General features: G+C 62.2%; 27 protein-coding genes. All 27 read left to right on the top strand.

Annotated features, from left to right (window positions below):
• Positions 1-8: 8 nt before the first annotated feature.
• The 27 genes from rplD to DK366_RS17625 all read left to right on the top strand — a co-directional run bounded on the left by rplD (position 9) and on the right by DK366_RS17625 (position 15,087).
• The gene (gene rplD, locus DK366_RS17755; protein WP_109126894.1) at positions 9-611 is read left to right on the top strand and encodes a 50S ribosomal protein L4; all 603 of its coding nucleotides are present in this window, start codon (positions 9-11) and stop codon (positions 609-611) included.
• Complete coding sequence (gene rplW, locus DK366_RS17750) at positions 608-901, top strand: 50S ribosomal protein L23 (protein ID WP_109126893.1); 294 nt, start codon at positions 608-610, stop codon at positions 899-901. The genes rplD and rplW overlap by 4 nt, the downstream gene beginning before the upstream one ends.
• Before the next feature lie 18 nt (positions 902-919).
• Positions 920-1,741: a 50S ribosomal protein L2 gene (rplB, locus tag DK366_RS17745; RefSeq protein ID WP_109126892.1), complete on the top strand. Its 822-nt coding sequence runs from the start codon at positions 920-922 to the stop codon at positions 1,739-1,741.
• A gap of 12 nt (positions 1,742-1,753) precedes the next feature.
• On the top strand, positions 1,754-2,026 hold the full coding sequence (rpsS, locus tag DK366_RS17740; protein WP_046972909.1) for a 30S ribosomal protein S19: 273 nt from the start codon (positions 1,754-1,756) through the stop codon (positions 2,024-2,026).
• On the top strand, positions 2,026-2,361 hold the full coding sequence (gene rplV, locus DK366_RS17735) for a 50S ribosomal protein L22 (protein WP_109126891.1): 336 nt from the start codon (positions 2,026-2,028) through the stop codon (positions 2,359-2,361). Before rpsS ends, rplV begins: the two co-directional genes overlap by 1 nt.
• Before the next feature lie 14 nt (positions 2,362-2,375).
• Complete coding sequence (gene rpsC, locus DK366_RS17730; RefSeq protein ID WP_109126890.1) at positions 2,376-3,125, top strand: 30S ribosomal protein S3; 750 nt, start codon at positions 2,376-2,378, stop codon at positions 3,123-3,125.
• Between the two features lie 12 nt (positions 3,126-3,137).
• Complete coding sequence (rplP, locus tag DK366_RS17725; RefSeq protein ID WP_019464892.1) at positions 3,138-3,551, top strand: 50S ribosomal protein L16; 414 nt, start codon at positions 3,138-3,140, stop codon at positions 3,549-3,551.
• A 1-nt stretch (position 3,552) separates the two neighbouring features.
• Positions 3,553-3,738: a 50S ribosomal protein L29 gene (rpmC, locus tag DK366_RS17720; protein WP_019464891.1), complete on the top strand. Its 186-nt coding sequence runs from the start codon at positions 3,553-3,555 to the stop codon at positions 3,736-3,738.
• 12 nt (positions 3,739-3,750) lie between these two features.
• On the top strand, positions 3,751-4,011 hold the full coding sequence (rpsQ, locus tag DK366_RS17715) for a 30S ribosomal protein S17 (RefSeq protein ID WP_102303879.1): 261 nt from the start codon (positions 3,751-3,753) through the stop codon (positions 4,009-4,011).
• A gap of 14 nt (positions 4,012-4,025) precedes the next feature.
• Positions 4,026-4,394, top strand: coding sequence for a 50S ribosomal protein L14 (gene rplN / locus DK366_RS17710; protein WP_038620422.1), 369 nt, complete (start codon positions 4,026-4,028; stop codon positions 4,392-4,394).
• Between the two features lie 14 nt (positions 4,395-4,408).
• A complete protein-coding gene (gene rplX, locus DK366_RS17705) occupies positions 4,409-4,723 on the top strand; it encodes a 50S ribosomal protein L24 (RefSeq protein ID WP_019464889.1) in 315 nt (104 codons plus the stop codon).
• 10 nt (positions 4,724-4,733) lie between these two features.
• Entirely contained in the window at positions 4,734-5,276 is a 543-nt protein-coding gene (rplE, locus tag DK366_RS17700; RefSeq protein WP_038620419.1) for a 50S ribosomal protein L5, read from the top strand.
• Between the two features lie 17 nt (positions 5,277-5,293).
• Positions 5,294-5,599: a 30S ribosomal protein S14 gene (rpsN, locus tag DK366_RS17695; RefSeq protein WP_026033858.1), complete on the top strand. Its 306-nt coding sequence runs from the start codon at positions 5,294-5,296 to the stop codon at positions 5,597-5,599.
• 227 nt (positions 5,600-5,826) lie between these two features.
• Positions 5,827-6,222, top strand: coding sequence for a 30S ribosomal protein S8 (rpsH, locus tag DK366_RS17690; RefSeq protein ID WP_109126889.1), 396 nt, complete (start codon positions 5,827-5,829; stop codon positions 6,220-6,222).
• Positions 6,223-6,232: 10 nt separating this feature from the next.
• Positions 6,233-6,760, top strand: coding sequence for a 50S ribosomal protein L6 (gene rplF, locus DK366_RS17685; RefSeq protein ID WP_109126888.1), 528 nt, complete (start codon positions 6,233-6,235; stop codon positions 6,758-6,760).
• A 29-nt stretch (positions 6,761-6,789) separates the two neighbouring features.
• Positions 6,790-7,143 (top strand): 50S ribosomal protein L18, encoded by a 354-nt coding sequence (gene rplR, locus DK366_RS17680; protein ID WP_109126887.1) that lies wholly within the window; start codon positions 6,790-6,792, stop codon positions 7,141-7,143.
• Between the two features lie 119 nt (positions 7,144-7,262).
• Positions 7,263-7,772, top strand: a complete 510-nt coding sequence (rpsE, locus tag DK366_RS17675; RefSeq protein ID WP_019464883.1) for a 30S ribosomal protein S5 — start codon at positions 7,263-7,265, stop codon at positions 7,770-7,772.
• Entirely contained in the window at positions 7,765-7,959 is a 195-nt protein-coding gene (rpmD, locus tag DK366_RS17670; protein ID WP_019464882.1) for a 50S ribosomal protein L30, read from the top strand. The genes rpsE and rpmD overlap by 8 nt, the downstream gene beginning before the upstream one ends.
• Positions 7,960-7,964: 5 nt before the next feature.
• Positions 7,965-8,396, top strand: a complete 432-nt coding sequence (gene rplO / locus DK366_RS17665) for a 50S ribosomal protein L15 (RefSeq protein ID WP_109126886.1) — start codon at positions 7,965-7,967, stop codon at positions 8,394-8,396.
• Between the two features lie 4 nt (positions 8,397-8,400).
• Positions 8,401-9,726 carry a preprotein translocase subunit SecY gene (gene secY / locus DK366_RS17660; RefSeq protein ID WP_109126885.1) on the top strand — a complete coding sequence of 442 codons (1,326 nt, stop codon included), beginning with the start codon at positions 8,401-8,403 and terminating at the stop codon, positions 9,724-9,726.
• A 136-nt stretch (positions 9,727-9,862) separates the two neighbouring features.
• A complete protein-coding gene (rpsM, locus tag DK366_RS17655; RefSeq protein ID WP_109126884.1) occupies positions 9,863-10,219 on the top strand; it encodes a 30S ribosomal protein S13 in 357 nt (118 codons plus the stop codon).
• A gap of 12 nt (positions 10,220-10,231) precedes the next feature.
• Positions 10,232-10,618, top strand: a complete 387-nt coding sequence (gene rpsK, locus DK366_RS17650; RefSeq protein WP_007513384.1) for a 30S ribosomal protein S11 — start codon at positions 10,232-10,234, stop codon at positions 10,616-10,618.
• 11 nt (positions 10,619-10,629) lie between these two features.
• Positions 10,630-11,256, top strand: coding sequence for a 30S ribosomal protein S4 (rpsD, locus tag DK366_RS17645; RefSeq protein ID WP_109126883.1), 627 nt, complete (start codon positions 10,630-10,632; stop codon positions 11,254-11,256).
• 16 nt (positions 11,257-11,272) lie between these two features.
• The gene (gene rpoA, locus DK366_RS17640) at positions 11,273-12,271 is read left to right on the top strand and encodes a DNA-directed RNA polymerase subunit alpha (protein ID WP_026033857.1); all 999 of its coding nucleotides are present in this window, start codon (positions 11,273-11,275) and stop codon (positions 12,269-12,271) included.
• A 303-nt stretch (positions 12,272-12,574) separates the two neighbouring features.
• The gene (rplQ, locus tag DK366_RS17635) at positions 12,575-12,955 is read left to right on the top strand and encodes a 50S ribosomal protein L17 (protein WP_109126882.1); all 381 of its coding nucleotides are present in this window, start codon (positions 12,575-12,577) and stop codon (positions 12,953-12,955) included.
• A 235-nt stretch (positions 12,956-13,190) separates the two neighbouring features.
• Positions 13,191-13,688 carry a disulfide bond formation protein B gene (locus tag DK366_RS17630; protein WP_109126881.1) on the top strand — a complete coding sequence of 166 codons (498 nt, stop codon included), beginning with the start codon at positions 13,191-13,193 and terminating at the stop codon, positions 13,686-13,688.
• Positions 13,689-13,701: 13 nt separating this feature from the next.
• The gene (locus DK366_RS17625) at positions 13,702-15,087 is read left to right on the top strand and encodes a 3-deoxy-7-phosphoheptulonate synthase class II (RefSeq protein ID WP_198651616.1); all 1,386 of its coding nucleotides are present in this window, start codon (positions 13,702-13,704) and stop codon (positions 15,085-15,087) included.
• Positions 15,088-15,106 lie beyond the last annotated feature (19 nt).

Below are 15,106 nucleotides of genomic sequence, written 5' to 3'. Positions count from 1 at the left end.
GAGACGCCATGGAACTCAATGTTATTGGCGCCAAGCCGCTCAACGTGTCGGACGAAGTGTTCGGCGGTGAGCTCAAGCAGGCCCTGATCCACCAGGTCGTCGTCGCCTACCAGGCCGGCGGTCGTGCAGGTACCCAGTCGCAGCTCACCCGCGGTGAACTGTCCGGTACCACCAAGAAGTTCAAGAAGCAGAAGGGCGGCGGCGCCCGTCACGGTGACTACCGTGCACCGATCTTTGTCGGTGGTGGCCGCGCTTTCGCTGCCAAGCCGCGCAGCTACGAGCAGAAGGTCAACCGCAAGGCTTATCGCGTTGCCATCCGCTCGATTCTTTCGGAACTGGTTCGCCAGGACCGTCTGAAGGTTGTCGAGAGCTTCGGCATCGATACCCCCAAGACCAAGACGATGGTTGCCAAGCTGGCCGAACTGCAGGTGTCCGGTCGCGTGCTGCTGGTGTCGGAAGACGCCAACGAAGCCACCTTCCTGGCCGCGCGCAACATCCCGTACATCCACGTGGTGGACGTGCTGGCGCTGAACCCGGTCAGCCTGGTCGGTTCGGACCACATCGTCATGACCGTCGATGCGGTGAAGAAGATCGAGGAGTGGCTGGCATGAGCAACGAACGCATTCTGAATACGCTGCGTGCGCCGCACATCTCGGAAAAGGCCGCGCGCCTCGCCGAGAAGAACCAGTACGTATTCGTGGTCGCCCCTGAGGCAACCAAGGCCGATGTCCGCGCAGCGGTGGAACAGATGTTCGACGTCAAGGTCGAGCAGGTGAACCTCGTCAATGCCAAGGGCAAGGTCAAGTCCTTCCGTTTCCGCGCTGGCAGCCGCCAGGGCAAGCGCAAGGCTTATGTCCGCCTCGCCGATGGTCAGACCATCGACGTGTCGGCCAAGGCCTGAGCCAGGAGTTGAATTGAGATGGCACTGATCACTCATAAGCCGACCTCCCCCGGACGCCGCGACGCAGTCAGCGTTCGCACCGAGGGTCTTCACAAGGGCGCGCCGTACGCGGCGTTGACCGAAGCGAAGTCCAAGAATGGCGGTCGCAATAACTACGGTCGTATCACTGTTCGCCACCAGGGTGGTGGTCACAAGCAGCGTTACCGCATCATCGACTTCAAGCGCGACAAGGAAGGCATCGCTGCCACCGTCGAGCGCATTGAATACGATCCCAACCGTACCGCGCATATCGCACTGCTGTGCTATGCCGACGGCGAGCGTCGTTACATCATCGCGCCGAAGGGCGTGCAGGCGGGCGACCGTCTGGTCTCGGGCAGCGATGCTCCGATCAAGACCGGCAACAGCCTCCCGCTGCGTGCGATTCCGGTCGGTTCGACCATCCACTGCATCGAGATGCGTCCGGGCAAGGGTGCGCAGATTGCGCGTTCCGCCGGTGCCTCGGTCCAGCTGGTCGCTCGTGAATCGGGTTACGCCACGCTGCGTCTTCGCTCCGGCGAAATGCGCCGCGTGCCGGTCGATTGCCGCGCCACCATCGGTGAAGTGGGCAACGGCGAGCACAGCCTGAAGAAGCTCGGCAAGGCTGGCGCGAAGCGCTGGCTGGGTATTCGTCCCACCGTTCGCGGTGTGGTGATGAACCCGGTCGACCATCCGCACGGCGGTGGTGAGGGCAAGACCTCTGGCGGTCGTCACCCGGTTTCTCCGTGGGGTACGCCGGCCAAGGGCTACAAGACGCGCTCGAACAAGCGCACCCAGCAGTTCATCGTGCGTCGTCGCAAGTAATAGGAAACGATCATGCCGCGCTCTCTAAAGAAAGGTCCGTTTGTCGACCTGCACCTCGTAAAGAAGGTGGAAGCCGCCGTTTCCGCCAATAACAAGCGTCCGATCAAGACCTGGTCGCGTCGCTCGATGATCCTGCCGGAGATGGTCGGTCTGACCATCGCCATCCACAACGGCCGTCAGCATGTCCCTGTGCTGGTCAACGAGAACATGGTCGGGCACAAGCTCGGCGAGTTCGCGACGACCCGCACCTTCAAGGGCCATGGCGGCGACAAGAAGGGCAAGTGATGAGCACTGAAGCCAAAGCGATCCTGCGCAGCGCCCGCATTTCGGCGCAGAAGGCACGCCTGGTAGCTGACCTGGTCCGCGGTATGCCCGTGGGCCGTGCCAGTGACGTGCTCAATTTCACCAACAAGAAGGCCGCGCACATTGTTCGCAAGGTGCTGCTGTCGGCCGTCGCCAACGCCGAGAACAACCTCGGTGCTGACGTCGACGAGCTGAAGGTCGCGCGCATCTTTGTCGACGAAGGTCCGGCAATGAAGCGCATGTATGCCCGCGCCAAGGGTCGCGGTTCCCGCATCCTGAAGCGCACGAGCCACATCACTGTGGTCGTTGGCAACTAAAGAGGACGTAGACGATGGGTCATAAAGTTCATCCCACCGGTATCCGCCTCGGCATTGCCAAGGACTGGAACTCGAAGTGGTACGCCAACAAGGGCGAATACGCCCAGTACCTCGCTGCCGACCTTAAGGTTCGCGAGATGCTGCGCAAGAAGCTGGCCCAGGCCGGTATCTCCAAGATCCTCATCGAGCGTCCGGCCAAGACCGCACGCGTGACGATCCACACCGCCCGTCCGGGCGTGGTGATCGGCAAGAAGGGCGAGGATATCGAGAAGCTGCGCAAGGAAGTCAGCGACATGATGGGCGTTCCGGCGCACATCAACGTCAGCGAAGTGCGCAAGCCCGAGCTGGACGCACAGCTGGTTGCCGAGTCGATCGCGCAGCAGCTGGAGCGTCGCATCATGTTCCGCCGCGCCATGAAGCGCTCGGTCGGCAACGCGATGCGCCTCGGCGCCCTGGGTATCAAGATCAATGTCTCTGGCCGTCTGAACGGCGCTGAGATTGCTCGTTCCGAATGGAGCCGCGAAGGTCGCGTGCCGCTGCATACGCTGCGCGCCGACATCGACTACGGCACCGCCGAAGCTCATACGACCTACGGCGTCATCGGCATCAAGGTGTGGATCTACAAGGGCGAGATCTTCGATCTGTCCCAGATCAACCAGGAGTCGAAGGAAGAGCAGTCCCAGCCGCGCCGTGAGGGTGGTGAGGGTCGTCGTGAATCGCGTCGCGAGGGCGGTGAAGGCCGTCGCGAGCGGACGGCGAAGTAAGGGAGAGTTGCCATGCTGCAACCTAAGCGAACCAAATACCGTAAGCAGTTCAAGGGCCGCAACGACGGTCTGGCTTTCTCCTCGAACCTCGTCAGCTTTGGCGAATTCGGTCTGAAGGCCACCACGTTCGGCGCGCTGACCGCACGACAGATCGAAGCCGGTCGTCGTTGCATCACCCGCTTCGTCAAGCGCGGCGGCAAGCTGTGGATCCGCGTGTACCCGGACAAGCCCATCACCAAGAAGCCCATCGAAGTTCGAATGGGTGCCGGTAAGGGTGGCGTCGAATACTGGGTCGCTCCGATCCAGCCGGGCCGCATGCTCTATGAAATCGAGGGTATCGACGAGGCTACGGCACGCGAGGCGTTCCGCCTGGCCGCTGCCAAGCTCTCGGTCCAGACCCAATTCGTGACCAGGGCGGTGATGTGATATGGCCATCAAAGATCTGACCAACAAGACGGCCGAAGAGCTGAACAAGCATTTGCTGGATCTGCGTAAAGAGCAGTTCAACCTGCGTATGCAGAAAGGCACCGGCCAGCTCAACCAGCCGCACCAGCTGCGCCGCGTTCGGCGCGACATCGCCCGCACGAAGTTCGTGCTCGGCGGCAAGAAGTAAGGGACGGCCGATATGAGCGACAACAAAAAGCAGACGCGCACCCTCGAGGGCCGCGTCATCAGCAACAAGATGGACAAGACCGTGACGGTCCTGATCGAGCGCCAGGAACAGCATCCGCTGATCGGCAAGATCATCCGCCGCTCCACGAAGCTGCATGCGCAGGACGATCTGGGTGCCAACGAGGGTGACCTCGTGCGCATCGCCGAATGCCGTCCTCTGTCCAAGACCAAGCATCACCGCGTGGTCGAAATCGTCACGCGCGCTAACGTCTAAGGGAGGGTGCAGACATGATCCAGATGCAAAGCACGCTTTCCGCGGCCGATAACAGCGGTGCCCGTGAACTGATGTGCATCAAGGTGCTCGGCGGCTCCAAGCGCCGTTACGCCGCGATCGGTGACGTTATCAAGGTCACCGTGAAAGATGCCATCCCCCGCGGCAAGGTGAAGAAGGGTGAGGTGTACAACGCCGTGGTGGTTCGTACCGCCAAGGGTGTGCGTCGTCCCGATGGCTCGCTGATCCGTTTCGACGGCAACGCAGCGGTCCTCCTCAACAACAAGCTCGAGCCGATCGGCACCCGTATCTTCGGACCGGTCACTCGCGAGCTGCGCAGCGAGAAGTTCATGAAGATCGTCTCCCTCGCGCCCGAAGTGCTCTGAGCGGAGACTAGACCATGAACCGTATCCGCAAGGGTGATCAGGTCCTCGTGATCACCGGCAAAAACAAGGGTCAGCGCGGCGACGTGCTGCGCGTTGATGGCGACCGCGTGTTCGTCTCCAACGTGAACCTGGTCAAGCGTCACACCAAGCCGAACCCCCAGGCCAACCAGGCTGGCGGCATCGTCGAGCGTGAAGCTTCGATCCATATCTCCAACGTCCAGCTGTTCAACTCCGCCACGGGCAAGGGTGAACGCGTTGGCGCCAAGACGCTCTCTGATGGGCGTAAGGTGCGCGTGTTCAAGTCCAACGGCGAAGTTGTGGACGCGTAAGGAATAAATCATGACGACGCGTCTCGAAACGTTTTACAAAGACCAGGTCATCAAGAAGCTCACCGAGCGTTTTGGTTACCAGAACGTGATGCAGGTTCCCCGCATCACCAAGATCACGCTGAACATGGGCGTGGGCGAAGCGGCGGGCAACAAGAAGGTGCTCGAGAACGCTGTGGCCGACATGGCGAAGATCTCCGGCCAGAAGCCGATCCAGACCAAGGCCCGCGTGTCGGTTGCCTCGTTCAAGATCCGCGACGGCTGGCCGATCGGTTGCAAGGTCACCCTGCGCCGTGCCCAGATGTGGGAATTCCTCGATCGCCTGATCAACATCTCGCTGCCGCGTACGCGCGACTTCCGTGGTGTCTCGGGTCGTGCCTTCGATGGCCGTGGTAACTACAACTTCGGCATCAAGGAACAGATCATCTTCCCGGAAATCGACTTCGACGCCGTCGACGCGATGCGTGGCATGGATATCTCCATCACCACCACCGCCAAGACCGACGAAGAAGCCAAGGCGCTGCTGGAAGCCTTCAGCTTCCCGTTCCGCAACTAAGAGCCGCGAGAGAAATCATGGCAAAGACCTCGATGATCAACCGCGATCTCAAGCGGACCAAGCTCGCCAAGAAGTACGCCGCCAAGCGCGCCGAACTGAAGGCGATCGTGCTGAGCCCCACCGCCTCCTACGAGGAGAAGATGGAAGCCCAGGCCAAGCTGCAGAAGCAGCCGCGTGATGCCAGCCCGGCTCGTCAGCGTACGCGCTGCGCCCTGACTGGTCGTCCGCGCGCCGTGTACCAGAAGTTCGGCCTCGGCCGTAACAAGCTGCGCGAAGCCACCATGCGTGGCGACGTTCCGGGCCTGCGCAAGGCCAGCTGGTAAGACCCCAAACTGGGCGGGGCAGGGCGCGAGCCTTGCCCTGTTCCACATGCGGCGGCAGACCCCCGGGTTTGCCGCCGTTGGTGCGATTACGCGCCGTTGTTCGCAAAGTCGGAAAAATGCTGCTATAGTCGTCGGTCTGCGTACCCGCAGGCTGGCCCTGTGCCGGCATACAACTCAAAACAGATTTCCGGTTTTTCGGATATCGGTGCACTCTGAAGGATGTTTTCATGAGCATGACTGATCCCATCGCCGATCTGTTTACGCGCATCCGCAATGCCCAGCTCACGGGCAAGCAGGCCGTAAACATGCCGTCGTCGAAGCTGAAGGTGGCCATTGCCAACCTTCTCAAGAATGAGGGCTACATCCTCGACGCCAAGGCCTCCTCCGTGGAAGGCAAGCCGGTGCTCGAGATCAAGCTCAAGTATTTCGAAGGCCGTCCGGCCATCGAGACCATCACCCGCGTCAGCCGTTCGGGTCTCCGCGTGTACCGCGGCAAGGACGAGTTGCCGAAGGTCCTGGGTGGTCTGGGTATTTCGATCATCTCGACTTCCGCCGGTTTGCTGACCGACGCGCAGGCCCGTGCTAAGGGTCTGGGCGGCGAAGTCATCGGCCAGGTCGCATAAGGAGTCGACGATGTCCCGCGTTGCCAAACAGCCGATTACCCTGCCCAAGGGCGTTGAGATCAAGACCGACGCCGCCGGCATTTCCGTCAAGGGCCCGAAGGGCACCCTGGCGATCCATAACCTCCCGGGTGCTTCCATCAACATCGACAACGGTGTTGCGAACATCGTGGTCGCCGAAGGCGCCGACGACAAGTTCGGTGGCACGCTTCGCGCGCTGCTGGCCAACATGGTCAAGGGCGTGTCCGACGGCTACGAGCGCAAGCTTGAGCTGGTCGGCGTGGGCTACCGTGCCTCCATGGCCGGCAAGTCGTTGAACATTGCCCTCGGCTTCTCGCATCCGGTCGTGTTCGATGCGCCGGAAGGCATCACCATCGAAACCCCGACGCAGACCGAAATCCTCATCAAGGGTTCGGACAAGCAGCGCGTGGGTGAAGTGGCCGCCAAGATCCGCGCGTTCCGTCCGCCGGAGCCCTACAAGGGCAAGGGCGTGCGCTACTCCGGCGAGAAGATCACCCTGAAGGAAGCCAAGAAGGCTTAATCGCCTATCCGCTTCCTGGAGAGAACACGATGAACAAGAACGAATCCCGCCTGCGTCGCGCCAAGGCCACTCGCGCCCACATCCGCAAGCTCGCTGTCGCCCGTCTGTCGGTGCATCGCACCGGTCAGCACCTGTACGCACAGGTGTTCGCGGCCGACGGTCAGACGGTGGTGGCTGCTGCTTCTACGGTGCAGAAGTCGGTTGCCGAAGGCCTGAAGGGCACGAAGAACCTGACCGCCGCCGCCGCTGTGGGCAAGGCTGTCGCTGAGCGTGCCAAGGCTGCCGGTATCGAGTCCGTGGCGTTCGATCGCTCGGGCTTCCGCTACCACGGTCGCATCAAGGCGCTGGCCGACGCGGCCCGCGAAGCTGGCCTGAAGTTCTAAGCCAGTCCGGATTCAAGTGTCGGATTCGTCCGGCACTTGAACCCGACCAGAAGTACCTACAACTCCAAGCGGCTTAGCCGCAAGCAAAGTCCCGGTTCGCCGGGCATACGGAAAAGAACATGTCTTCTACCGATCGCGAAAATTCGGACGGCCTGCTCGAGAAGCTGATTGCCGTCAACCGCGTGGCCAAGACCGTCAAGGGTGGCCGCCAGATGAGCTTCACCGCACTGACCGTGGTCGGCGACGGCGAAGGTCGCGTGGGCTTCGGCTATGGCAAGGCGCGTGAAGTGCCCGTCGCCATCTCGAAGGCCATGGATCGCGCCCGCCGCAACATGGTGAGCATCGATCTGAACAACGGCACCCTGTGGTACGCCATCAAGGCCAACCACGGCGCAGCCCGCGTGTTCATGCAGCCGGCCTCCGAAGGTACCGGCGTGATCGCCGGCGGTGCCATGCGCGCCGTGCTGGAAGTGGTGGGCGTCAAGAACGTGCTGGCCAAGGCCGTCGGTTCGCGCAACCCGATCAACCTGGTCCGCGCGACCATCAAGGGCCTGCAGGCCGTTGCCTCGCCGAAGCAGATCGCTGCCAAGCGCGGCAAGACCATTGAAGAGGTGCTGGGCAATGGCTAAGAACGAAACCGCCGCCACCGTGCGCGTGCGCCTGGTCAAGGGCCTGCGCGGTGTGCAGAGCCGTCACCGCCTGAGCGTCAAGGCGCTCGGCCTGAACAAGCTCAATGACGTCCGTGAACTGAAGGACAGCCCGCAGGTTCGCGGCCTGATCAACACGGTCTATTACCTCGTGCGGGTTGAGGAGTAATTACCATGCGTCTTAACGACATCAAGCCGGCCGCCGGTTCCCGCAAGACCCGCCTTCGCGTGGGTCGCGGTATCGGTTCGGGCCTGGGCAAGACCGCCGGTCGCGGTCACAAGGGTCAGCACGCTCGGGCGGGCGGTACCCACAAGTACGGTTTCGAAGGCGGCCAGATGCCGCTGCAGCGTCGCTTGCCGAAGGTCGGCTTCCGCTCGCTGAAGAAGGCCGAAAGCCAGGAAGTGTTCCTGTATCAGCTCGCCACCCTGAAGGCCGACGTGATCGACGTGATCGCTCTGCACCAGGCTGGTCTGATCAGCAGCCACGCCAAGAAGGTCAAGGTTGTCGCCAAGGGCGAAATCGGCCGCGCGGTGAAGCTGTCGGGCGTGCTCGCCACGGCCGGCGCCAAGGCAGCGATCGAAGCTGCCGGCGGCAGCGTGGAGTAATCACGTGGCGTCAGCCCAGGGCACATCGCTCGGATCGCTCGGCAAGCTGACGGAACTGCGTCAGCGCATCTTCTTCGTGATTGGTGCGCTGATCGTCTTCCGTCTTGGTTCCTTCATCCCGGTTCCGGGCGTCAACCCGGAGGCCATGACGAACCTGATCGAGCAGGGCGGCGGCCTGATGAACATGTTCAACATGTTCTCGGGTGGCTCGCTGGCACGTTTCTCGGTGTTCGCGCTTGGCGTGGTGCCTTACATCTCTGCATCCATCGTGGTGCAGATGATGGGTTCGGTGATCCCGAGCCTGCAGGCGCTGCGCAAGGAAGGTGAGGCGGGTCGTCGCAAGATGACTACCTACACCCGCTTCGGCACGGTCGGTCTGGCGGCATTCCAGGCGTTTGGCATCGCGGTGGCCCTGCAGAAGCAGGTGGCATCGGGTGGCGCGCCGGTGGTGTACACGCCGGGCATGGGCTTCATCCTGGCATCGATCGTCGGCCTTACCGCCGGCACCATGTTCCTGATGTGGCTGGGTGAGCAGATCACCGAGCGCGGTATCGGCAACGGTATTTCGCTGCTGATCTTCGCCGGTATCGTCGCTGGTCTGCCGGGCGCGGTAGCGCACACGCTGACCATGGCGAGCAACGGCGAGCTGTCGGTGATCAAGATGATCCTGGTGGTGCTGGTGATTCTGGGTGTGACGGCGTTCGTGGTGTTCATGGAGCGCGCTCAGCGTCGCATCACCGTGAACTATGCACGCCGCTCCGGTGGGCAGCGCGCCTACATGAACCAGACATCGCACCTGCCGCTGAAGATCAACATGGCGGGCGTCATTCCGCCGATCTTCGCCTCGAGCCTGCTGATGTTCCCGGCCACGGCCGCCACCTGGTTCGGCCAGGGTCACCAGTCGCGCTGGCTGACCGAGCTGACCCAGGCGCTGACCCCGGGCGAGCCCCTGTACGACATCGTCTTCGCGGTGCTGGTGATCACTTTCGCCTTCTTCTATACGGCGATCGTGTTCAACTCCCAGGAGACGGCGGACAACCTCAAGCGCTCCGGCGCCTTGATTCCGGGCATCCGCCCGGGCCGTTCCACGGCTGACTACATCGACAACGTGATGACCCGACTCACCGGCGTTGGCGCGTTGTACCTGGTGCTGGTCTGCCTGGTCCCATCGTTTTTGCAAAAAGCGTGGCACGTCCCCTTCTACTTCGGCGGCACCTCTCTGCTGATCGTGGTTGTTGTGGTGATGGATTTCACTGCTCAGGTGCAGGCGCACTTGGTCAGTCACCAGTACGAAAGTCTGCTCAAGAAGGCCAACCTCCGCCGCAACTGATGGCTGCTGGGGTGGTAAGGAAGTTGGTCATGTCGGAGGGCGGCGGCACCCCTGGTGCCGCGGGGCTTTCCTGTTGGATTGTTTACAGTTAGAATTGCGCGTTTACCGCGCACGAAACGCATCGGAGAGATACATCATGGCGCGCATCGCGGGTGTCAATTTGCCGGTCCAGAAGCATGTCTGGGTTGGCCTGCAGAGCATTTATGGGATCGGCCGCAGCCGGGCCAAGAAGGTCTGCGTGGACGCAGGCGTGGTTCCCACCACGCAGATCAAGTCCCTGAGTGAAGGTGAAGTGGAAAAGCTTCGCCACGAAATCGGCAAGTACGTTGTCGAAGGCGATCTTCGTCGCGAGGTGGGTATTGCCATCAAGCGTCTGATGGATCTGGGTTGCTACCGCGGTCTGCGTCACCGCCGTGGTCTGCCGGTGCGCGGCCAGCGCACGCGTACCAATGCGCGCACCCGTAAGGGCCCGCGTCGCGCCATCAAGAAGTAACGGATCCCGAACATGGCTAAGCCTGTCAAGACCAAGAAGAAGATCAAGCGCGTTGTCACGGATGCCGTGGCCCACGTGCAGGCCTCCTTCAACAACACCATCGTCACGATCACCGATCGCCAGGGCAATGCCCTGTCGTGGGCGACTGCCGGCGGCGCGGGTTTCCGCGGCTCGCGCAAGTCGACCCCGTTCGCAGCCCAGGTTGCCGCCGAAAAGGCCGGCCGTGCTGCTGGCGACTACGGCGTGAAGACCGTGGAAGTCCGCATCAAGGGCCCGGGTCCGGGTCGTGAGTCCGCCGTGCGTTCGCTGAACGCGCTGGGCTACAAGGTGCTCAACATCATTGACGTCACGCCGATTCCGCATAACGGCTGCCGTCCCCCCAAGAAGCGTCGAGTCTAAGGAGCATACCCATGGCACGTTATCGTGGAGCTACCTGCAAGCTCGCCCGCCGCGAGGGTGCAGATCTCAGCCTGAAGAGTCCGGCTCGCGCCATCGACTCCAAGTGCAAGCTGGAAAACAAGCCCGGCCAGCATGGCGCCAACAAGCGCATGCGCATGTCGGACTACGCGCTGCAGCTGCGTGAAAAGCAGAAGGTCAAGCGCATCTACGGTGTGCTCGAGCGTCAGTTCAGCAACTACTACTCCAAGGCGTCGACCCTCAAGGGCAACACCGGCGAGAACCTGCTGCGCCTGCTCGAAAGCCGTCTGGACAACGTTGTTTACCGCATGGGCTTCGCGGTCACCCGCGCCCAGGCTCGTCAGCTGGTCAGCCACAAGGCTGTGCTGGTCAACGGCAAGAAGGTGAACATTCCGTCGTACCAGGTTCGTTCGGGCGACATCGTGGCCCTGACCGAGCGCGCCCGCACCCAGCTGCGCGTGCAGGAAGCGGCGACTGTGTTCGACACCATGGACCTGCGTCCGCAGTGGGTCGAAGTCGACAGCAAGAAGTTCGAAGGTACGTTCAAGTCGATGCCGGACCGCGGCGATCTGCCGTCCGATATCAATGAGAGCCTGATCGTCGAGCTCTACTCGAAGTAATCAACCGGAGCCCTGCATGGCAGTTTCGTCAACTAGCGTGCTGCGGCCTCGCGGCCTCAGCGTCGAGCAGCTCGGAGCCAACCGCGCCAAGGTGGTGGTGGAGCCGCTCGAGCGTGGTTTCGGCCACACCCTGGGCAACGCGCTGCGTCGCGTGCTGCTCTCCTCGATCCCTGGCTCTGCCATCGTCGAGGTTGAAATTGATGGCGTGCTGCACGAATACACCACGCTGGAAGGTCTGCAGGAGGACGTGATCGAAGTCCTGCTGAACCTCAAGGACGTGGCCATTCGCCAGCATTCGGGTGATGAAGTCACCCTGACCTTGTCCAAGAAGGGCAAGGGCGTGGTCACCGCCGGCGACATCGCCGTCGACCACTCGGTGGAAATCATCAACCCCGAGCACGTGATCTGCCACCTGACCAAGGACATCGCCCTCAACATGCGCCTGAAGGTGCGTCGCGGCGTCGGCTACCAGCCGGCCAGCGCGCGCCAGCATCCGGATGATGAAGCGCGTCCGATCGGTCGCCTGCAGTTGGATGCCTCGTTCGCGCCGGTGCTGCGCGTGGCTTACGAAGTGGACGCCGCTCGCGTTGAGCAGCGCACCAACCTCGACAAGCTCGTGCTGGACATCGAGACGAACGGCACCATCGGTGCGGAAGACGCGGTCCGCAAGGCCGCTGAAATCCTCAACGACCAGCTGTCGGTGTTCGGTGACTTCTCGCGTCGCGAGAGCGCCACGGACAAGGCGGAGAAGGGCGGTTTCGATCCGCTGCTGCTCCGTCCGATCGACGACCTTGAGTTGACCGTTCGTTCGGCCAACTGCCTCAAGGCCGAGAGCATCTACTACATCGGCGATCTGGTTCAGAAGACCGAAGTGGAGCTGCTCAAGACCCCGAACCTGGGCAAGAAGTCCCTGACCGAAATCAAGGACGTGCTGGGTGGTCGTGGTCTGGCACTGGGCATGAAGCTGGAAAACTGGCCGCCGCCGGGCCTCTCGCACGGCATGCAGCTGGGTTAAGAAACAAGGCGGCCGTTCGCGGCCGCCCGTGGTAAGGCAAGCTGGCGAGCGCACTCCATGTGCTCGCCAGTTTTCCAAAGCGGCCACCGAGCCGCATTGTTTTTCGGGTGACCCCCTTGGTCGCTTGGTCTTGGCAGCCTGACGAGTGTTCAACCCTCGGATTTTGCAGGCGCCTTCAACGATCGACTTCGATCGTTCTGCTCAACAAGAGCCCGTTCCACGAAGGGCTTCATCAGCGGGAAACCGCGGGAAGTCGGACATAACCGCCGGCTTTTCATAACAACAGACATAGAGAGTATTGCCATGCGCCACCAGAAATCCGGTCGCAAGCTCAACCGCACGAGCAGCCACCGCGAAGCCATGTTCAAGAACATGGCCGCGTCGCTGATCAAGCACGAGCTGATCCGCACCACCCTTCCCAAGGCCAAGGAACTCCGTCGCGTCGCCGAGCCGCTCATCACGCTCGCCAAGACCGATGGCGTTGCCAACCGTCGTCTCGCCTTTGCGCGCCTGCGCGACAAGGAAGCTGTCGGCAAGCTGTTCGTCGAGCTTGGCCCGCGTTACCAGACCCGTCCCGGCGGCTACCTGCGCATCCTCAAGTGCGGTTTCCGCGCTGGCGATAACGCGCCGATGGCTTACGTCGAACTGGTCGATCGTCCGAGCACCGGCGAATCCGCCGAGTAATCGGTCGAACGCGAAGCGATCTGCAAAGCCCTGGCGGGGTGACCTGCCGGGGCTTTGTCTTTCTGGGGGATGAAAAGCGGCTGGGTCAAAGCCGGATTTTCGTGGTGACATCAAGGGCGCCGCGGAAGCGCATTTGCCCGGAAGTTCCCGCACCGTTGCTGGGCATTCCGGCAGGGCTGACAGGGACGGGGCGAGCGGGTAATGTCCCGTTCTCGCAACGCAACAAAGCCACCTCATGAATCCTTTCCGCTGGTCGTACCGCACCACCTATCTCGCCGGTTTCGTCGTGTGCGTGGCCTTGCTGGGTTTTGCGCTCTACGCCGAACACGTGCTCAACATGATTCCGTGCCCGCTGTGTATCTTCCAGCGCATCGCGTTCATGGTGATGGGGGTCTTTTTCCTGATCGGCGGCTTGCATGCGCCGCGTGGTGGTGCCCGCTGGGTGTACGCGGGCGGCGTGGTACTGGGTGCCATCGGTGGTATCGCCACGGCGGGTCGCCATCTGTGGTTGCAGACCCTGCCGGCCGACGAGATTCCGGCCTGCGGTCCGAACCTTGGCTACATGATGGATACGTTCCCGTTCGCCAAGGTGCTGAAAATGGTGTTCACCGGTTCGGGTGAATGCGCCAAGCTGGAGCCGGTGCTTGGCCTGCCGATGCCGGCATGGACGCTGATGTGGTATCTGCTGCTGGTAGTGGCGGCGGTTTACGCCGCGTCGCGCAAGCGCGTCTGATCAGGTGTCATCCATGTCGCAGTCCACGCCAGTAACGCCGTCAACCATGCACCAGGCCGAAGGCTGGTCGCCACGCAGCTGGCAGGACCGGCAGGCGTTGCAGCAGCCGCTGTACGAAGACGCTGTTGAGCTTGCCCGTGCGACGGAACAACTCTCCACGCTGCCGCCGCTGGTGACGTCGTGGGAAGTGCTGTCGCTGAAGAAGGCGCTGGCCGAGGCCCAGGAAGGCGAGCGGTTCCTGCTGCAGGGCGGCGACTGTGCCGAGAGCTTTGCCGACTGCACCAGCCCCATCATTTCCAACCGGCTCAAGGTGCTCCTGCAGATGAGCCTGGTGCTGGTGCACGGGCTGCAAAAGCCCGTGTTGCGCGTCGGACGTTTTGCCGGGCAGTACGCCAAGCCGCGTTCGGCCGATACCGAGACACGCGATGGCGTGACGCTGCCGAGTTTTCGCGGCGACGTGGTGAACGCCCCTGATTTCACGCCCGAAGCACGGCGGCCCGATCCGCAGCGTTTGATCCAGGCGCATGCGCATTCAGCACTCACCATGAATTTCGTGCGCGCGCTGATCGATGGCGGATTCGCGGATCTCCATCATCCGGAATACTGGGATCTTGCCTGGGTCGAGCACTCGCCGTTGGCGGCGGAATATCGCCGCATGGTGACGGCCATTGGCGATTCCCTGCGTTTCATGGAGACGCTGGCCGGACCCATCGCGGGTTTTTCGCGCGTGGATTTCTTCACTTCGCATGAAGCCTTGCTGCTGCACTACGAGCAGGCGCTTACGCGCCGCGTGCCGCGTCACCAGGGCTGGTTCAACCTCTCTACCCATTTCCCGTGGATCGGCATGCGCACGGCGGCGCTCGATGGCGCACACGTGGAGTACTTCCGCGGCATCCGCAATCCCATCGCGGTGAAGATTGGTCCGTCGGTGACGCCGGATCAGCTGTTGCCCCTGATCGAGGCGCTCAATCCCGAGGATGAGCCGGGCCGGCTTACCTTGATTCACCGCATGGGCAATGGAGGCATTGCCCGCGCCTTGCCGCCGCTGCTGGATGCGGTGAAGCGTGAAGGGCGGCGGGTGCTCTGGGTGGCCGATCCCATGCACGGCAATACGGAAACGACATCCAACGGTTACAAGACCCGTCGCTTCGACAACATTCGCGGTGAGCTGGACCAGGCGTTCGATATTCACGCTGCTGCCGGCACGCGCCTTGGCGGTGTTCATCTTGAACTGACGGGCGAAGACGTTACTGAATGCATGGGCGGTGCCCGCGATCTCAACGAGGCTGATTTGGATCGTGCCTACAAGTCGATGGTCGACCCACGGCTCAATTACGAGCAGTCGCTGGAGCTGGCCATGCTGATCGTGCGCAAATCCGTAGGCACGCCAACGCGATAAAAAAATTCTGTTCAAAGTT

It is taken from the genome of Dyella sp. C11, from assembly GCF_003121485.1.
Taxonomy (GTDB): domain Bacteria; phylum Pseudomonadota; class Gammaproteobacteria; order Xanthomonadales; family Rhodanobacteraceae; genus Dyella.
Note: the sequence above shows the minus strand (reverse complement) of the source record. Positions and strands in the feature narration are given on the sequence as shown.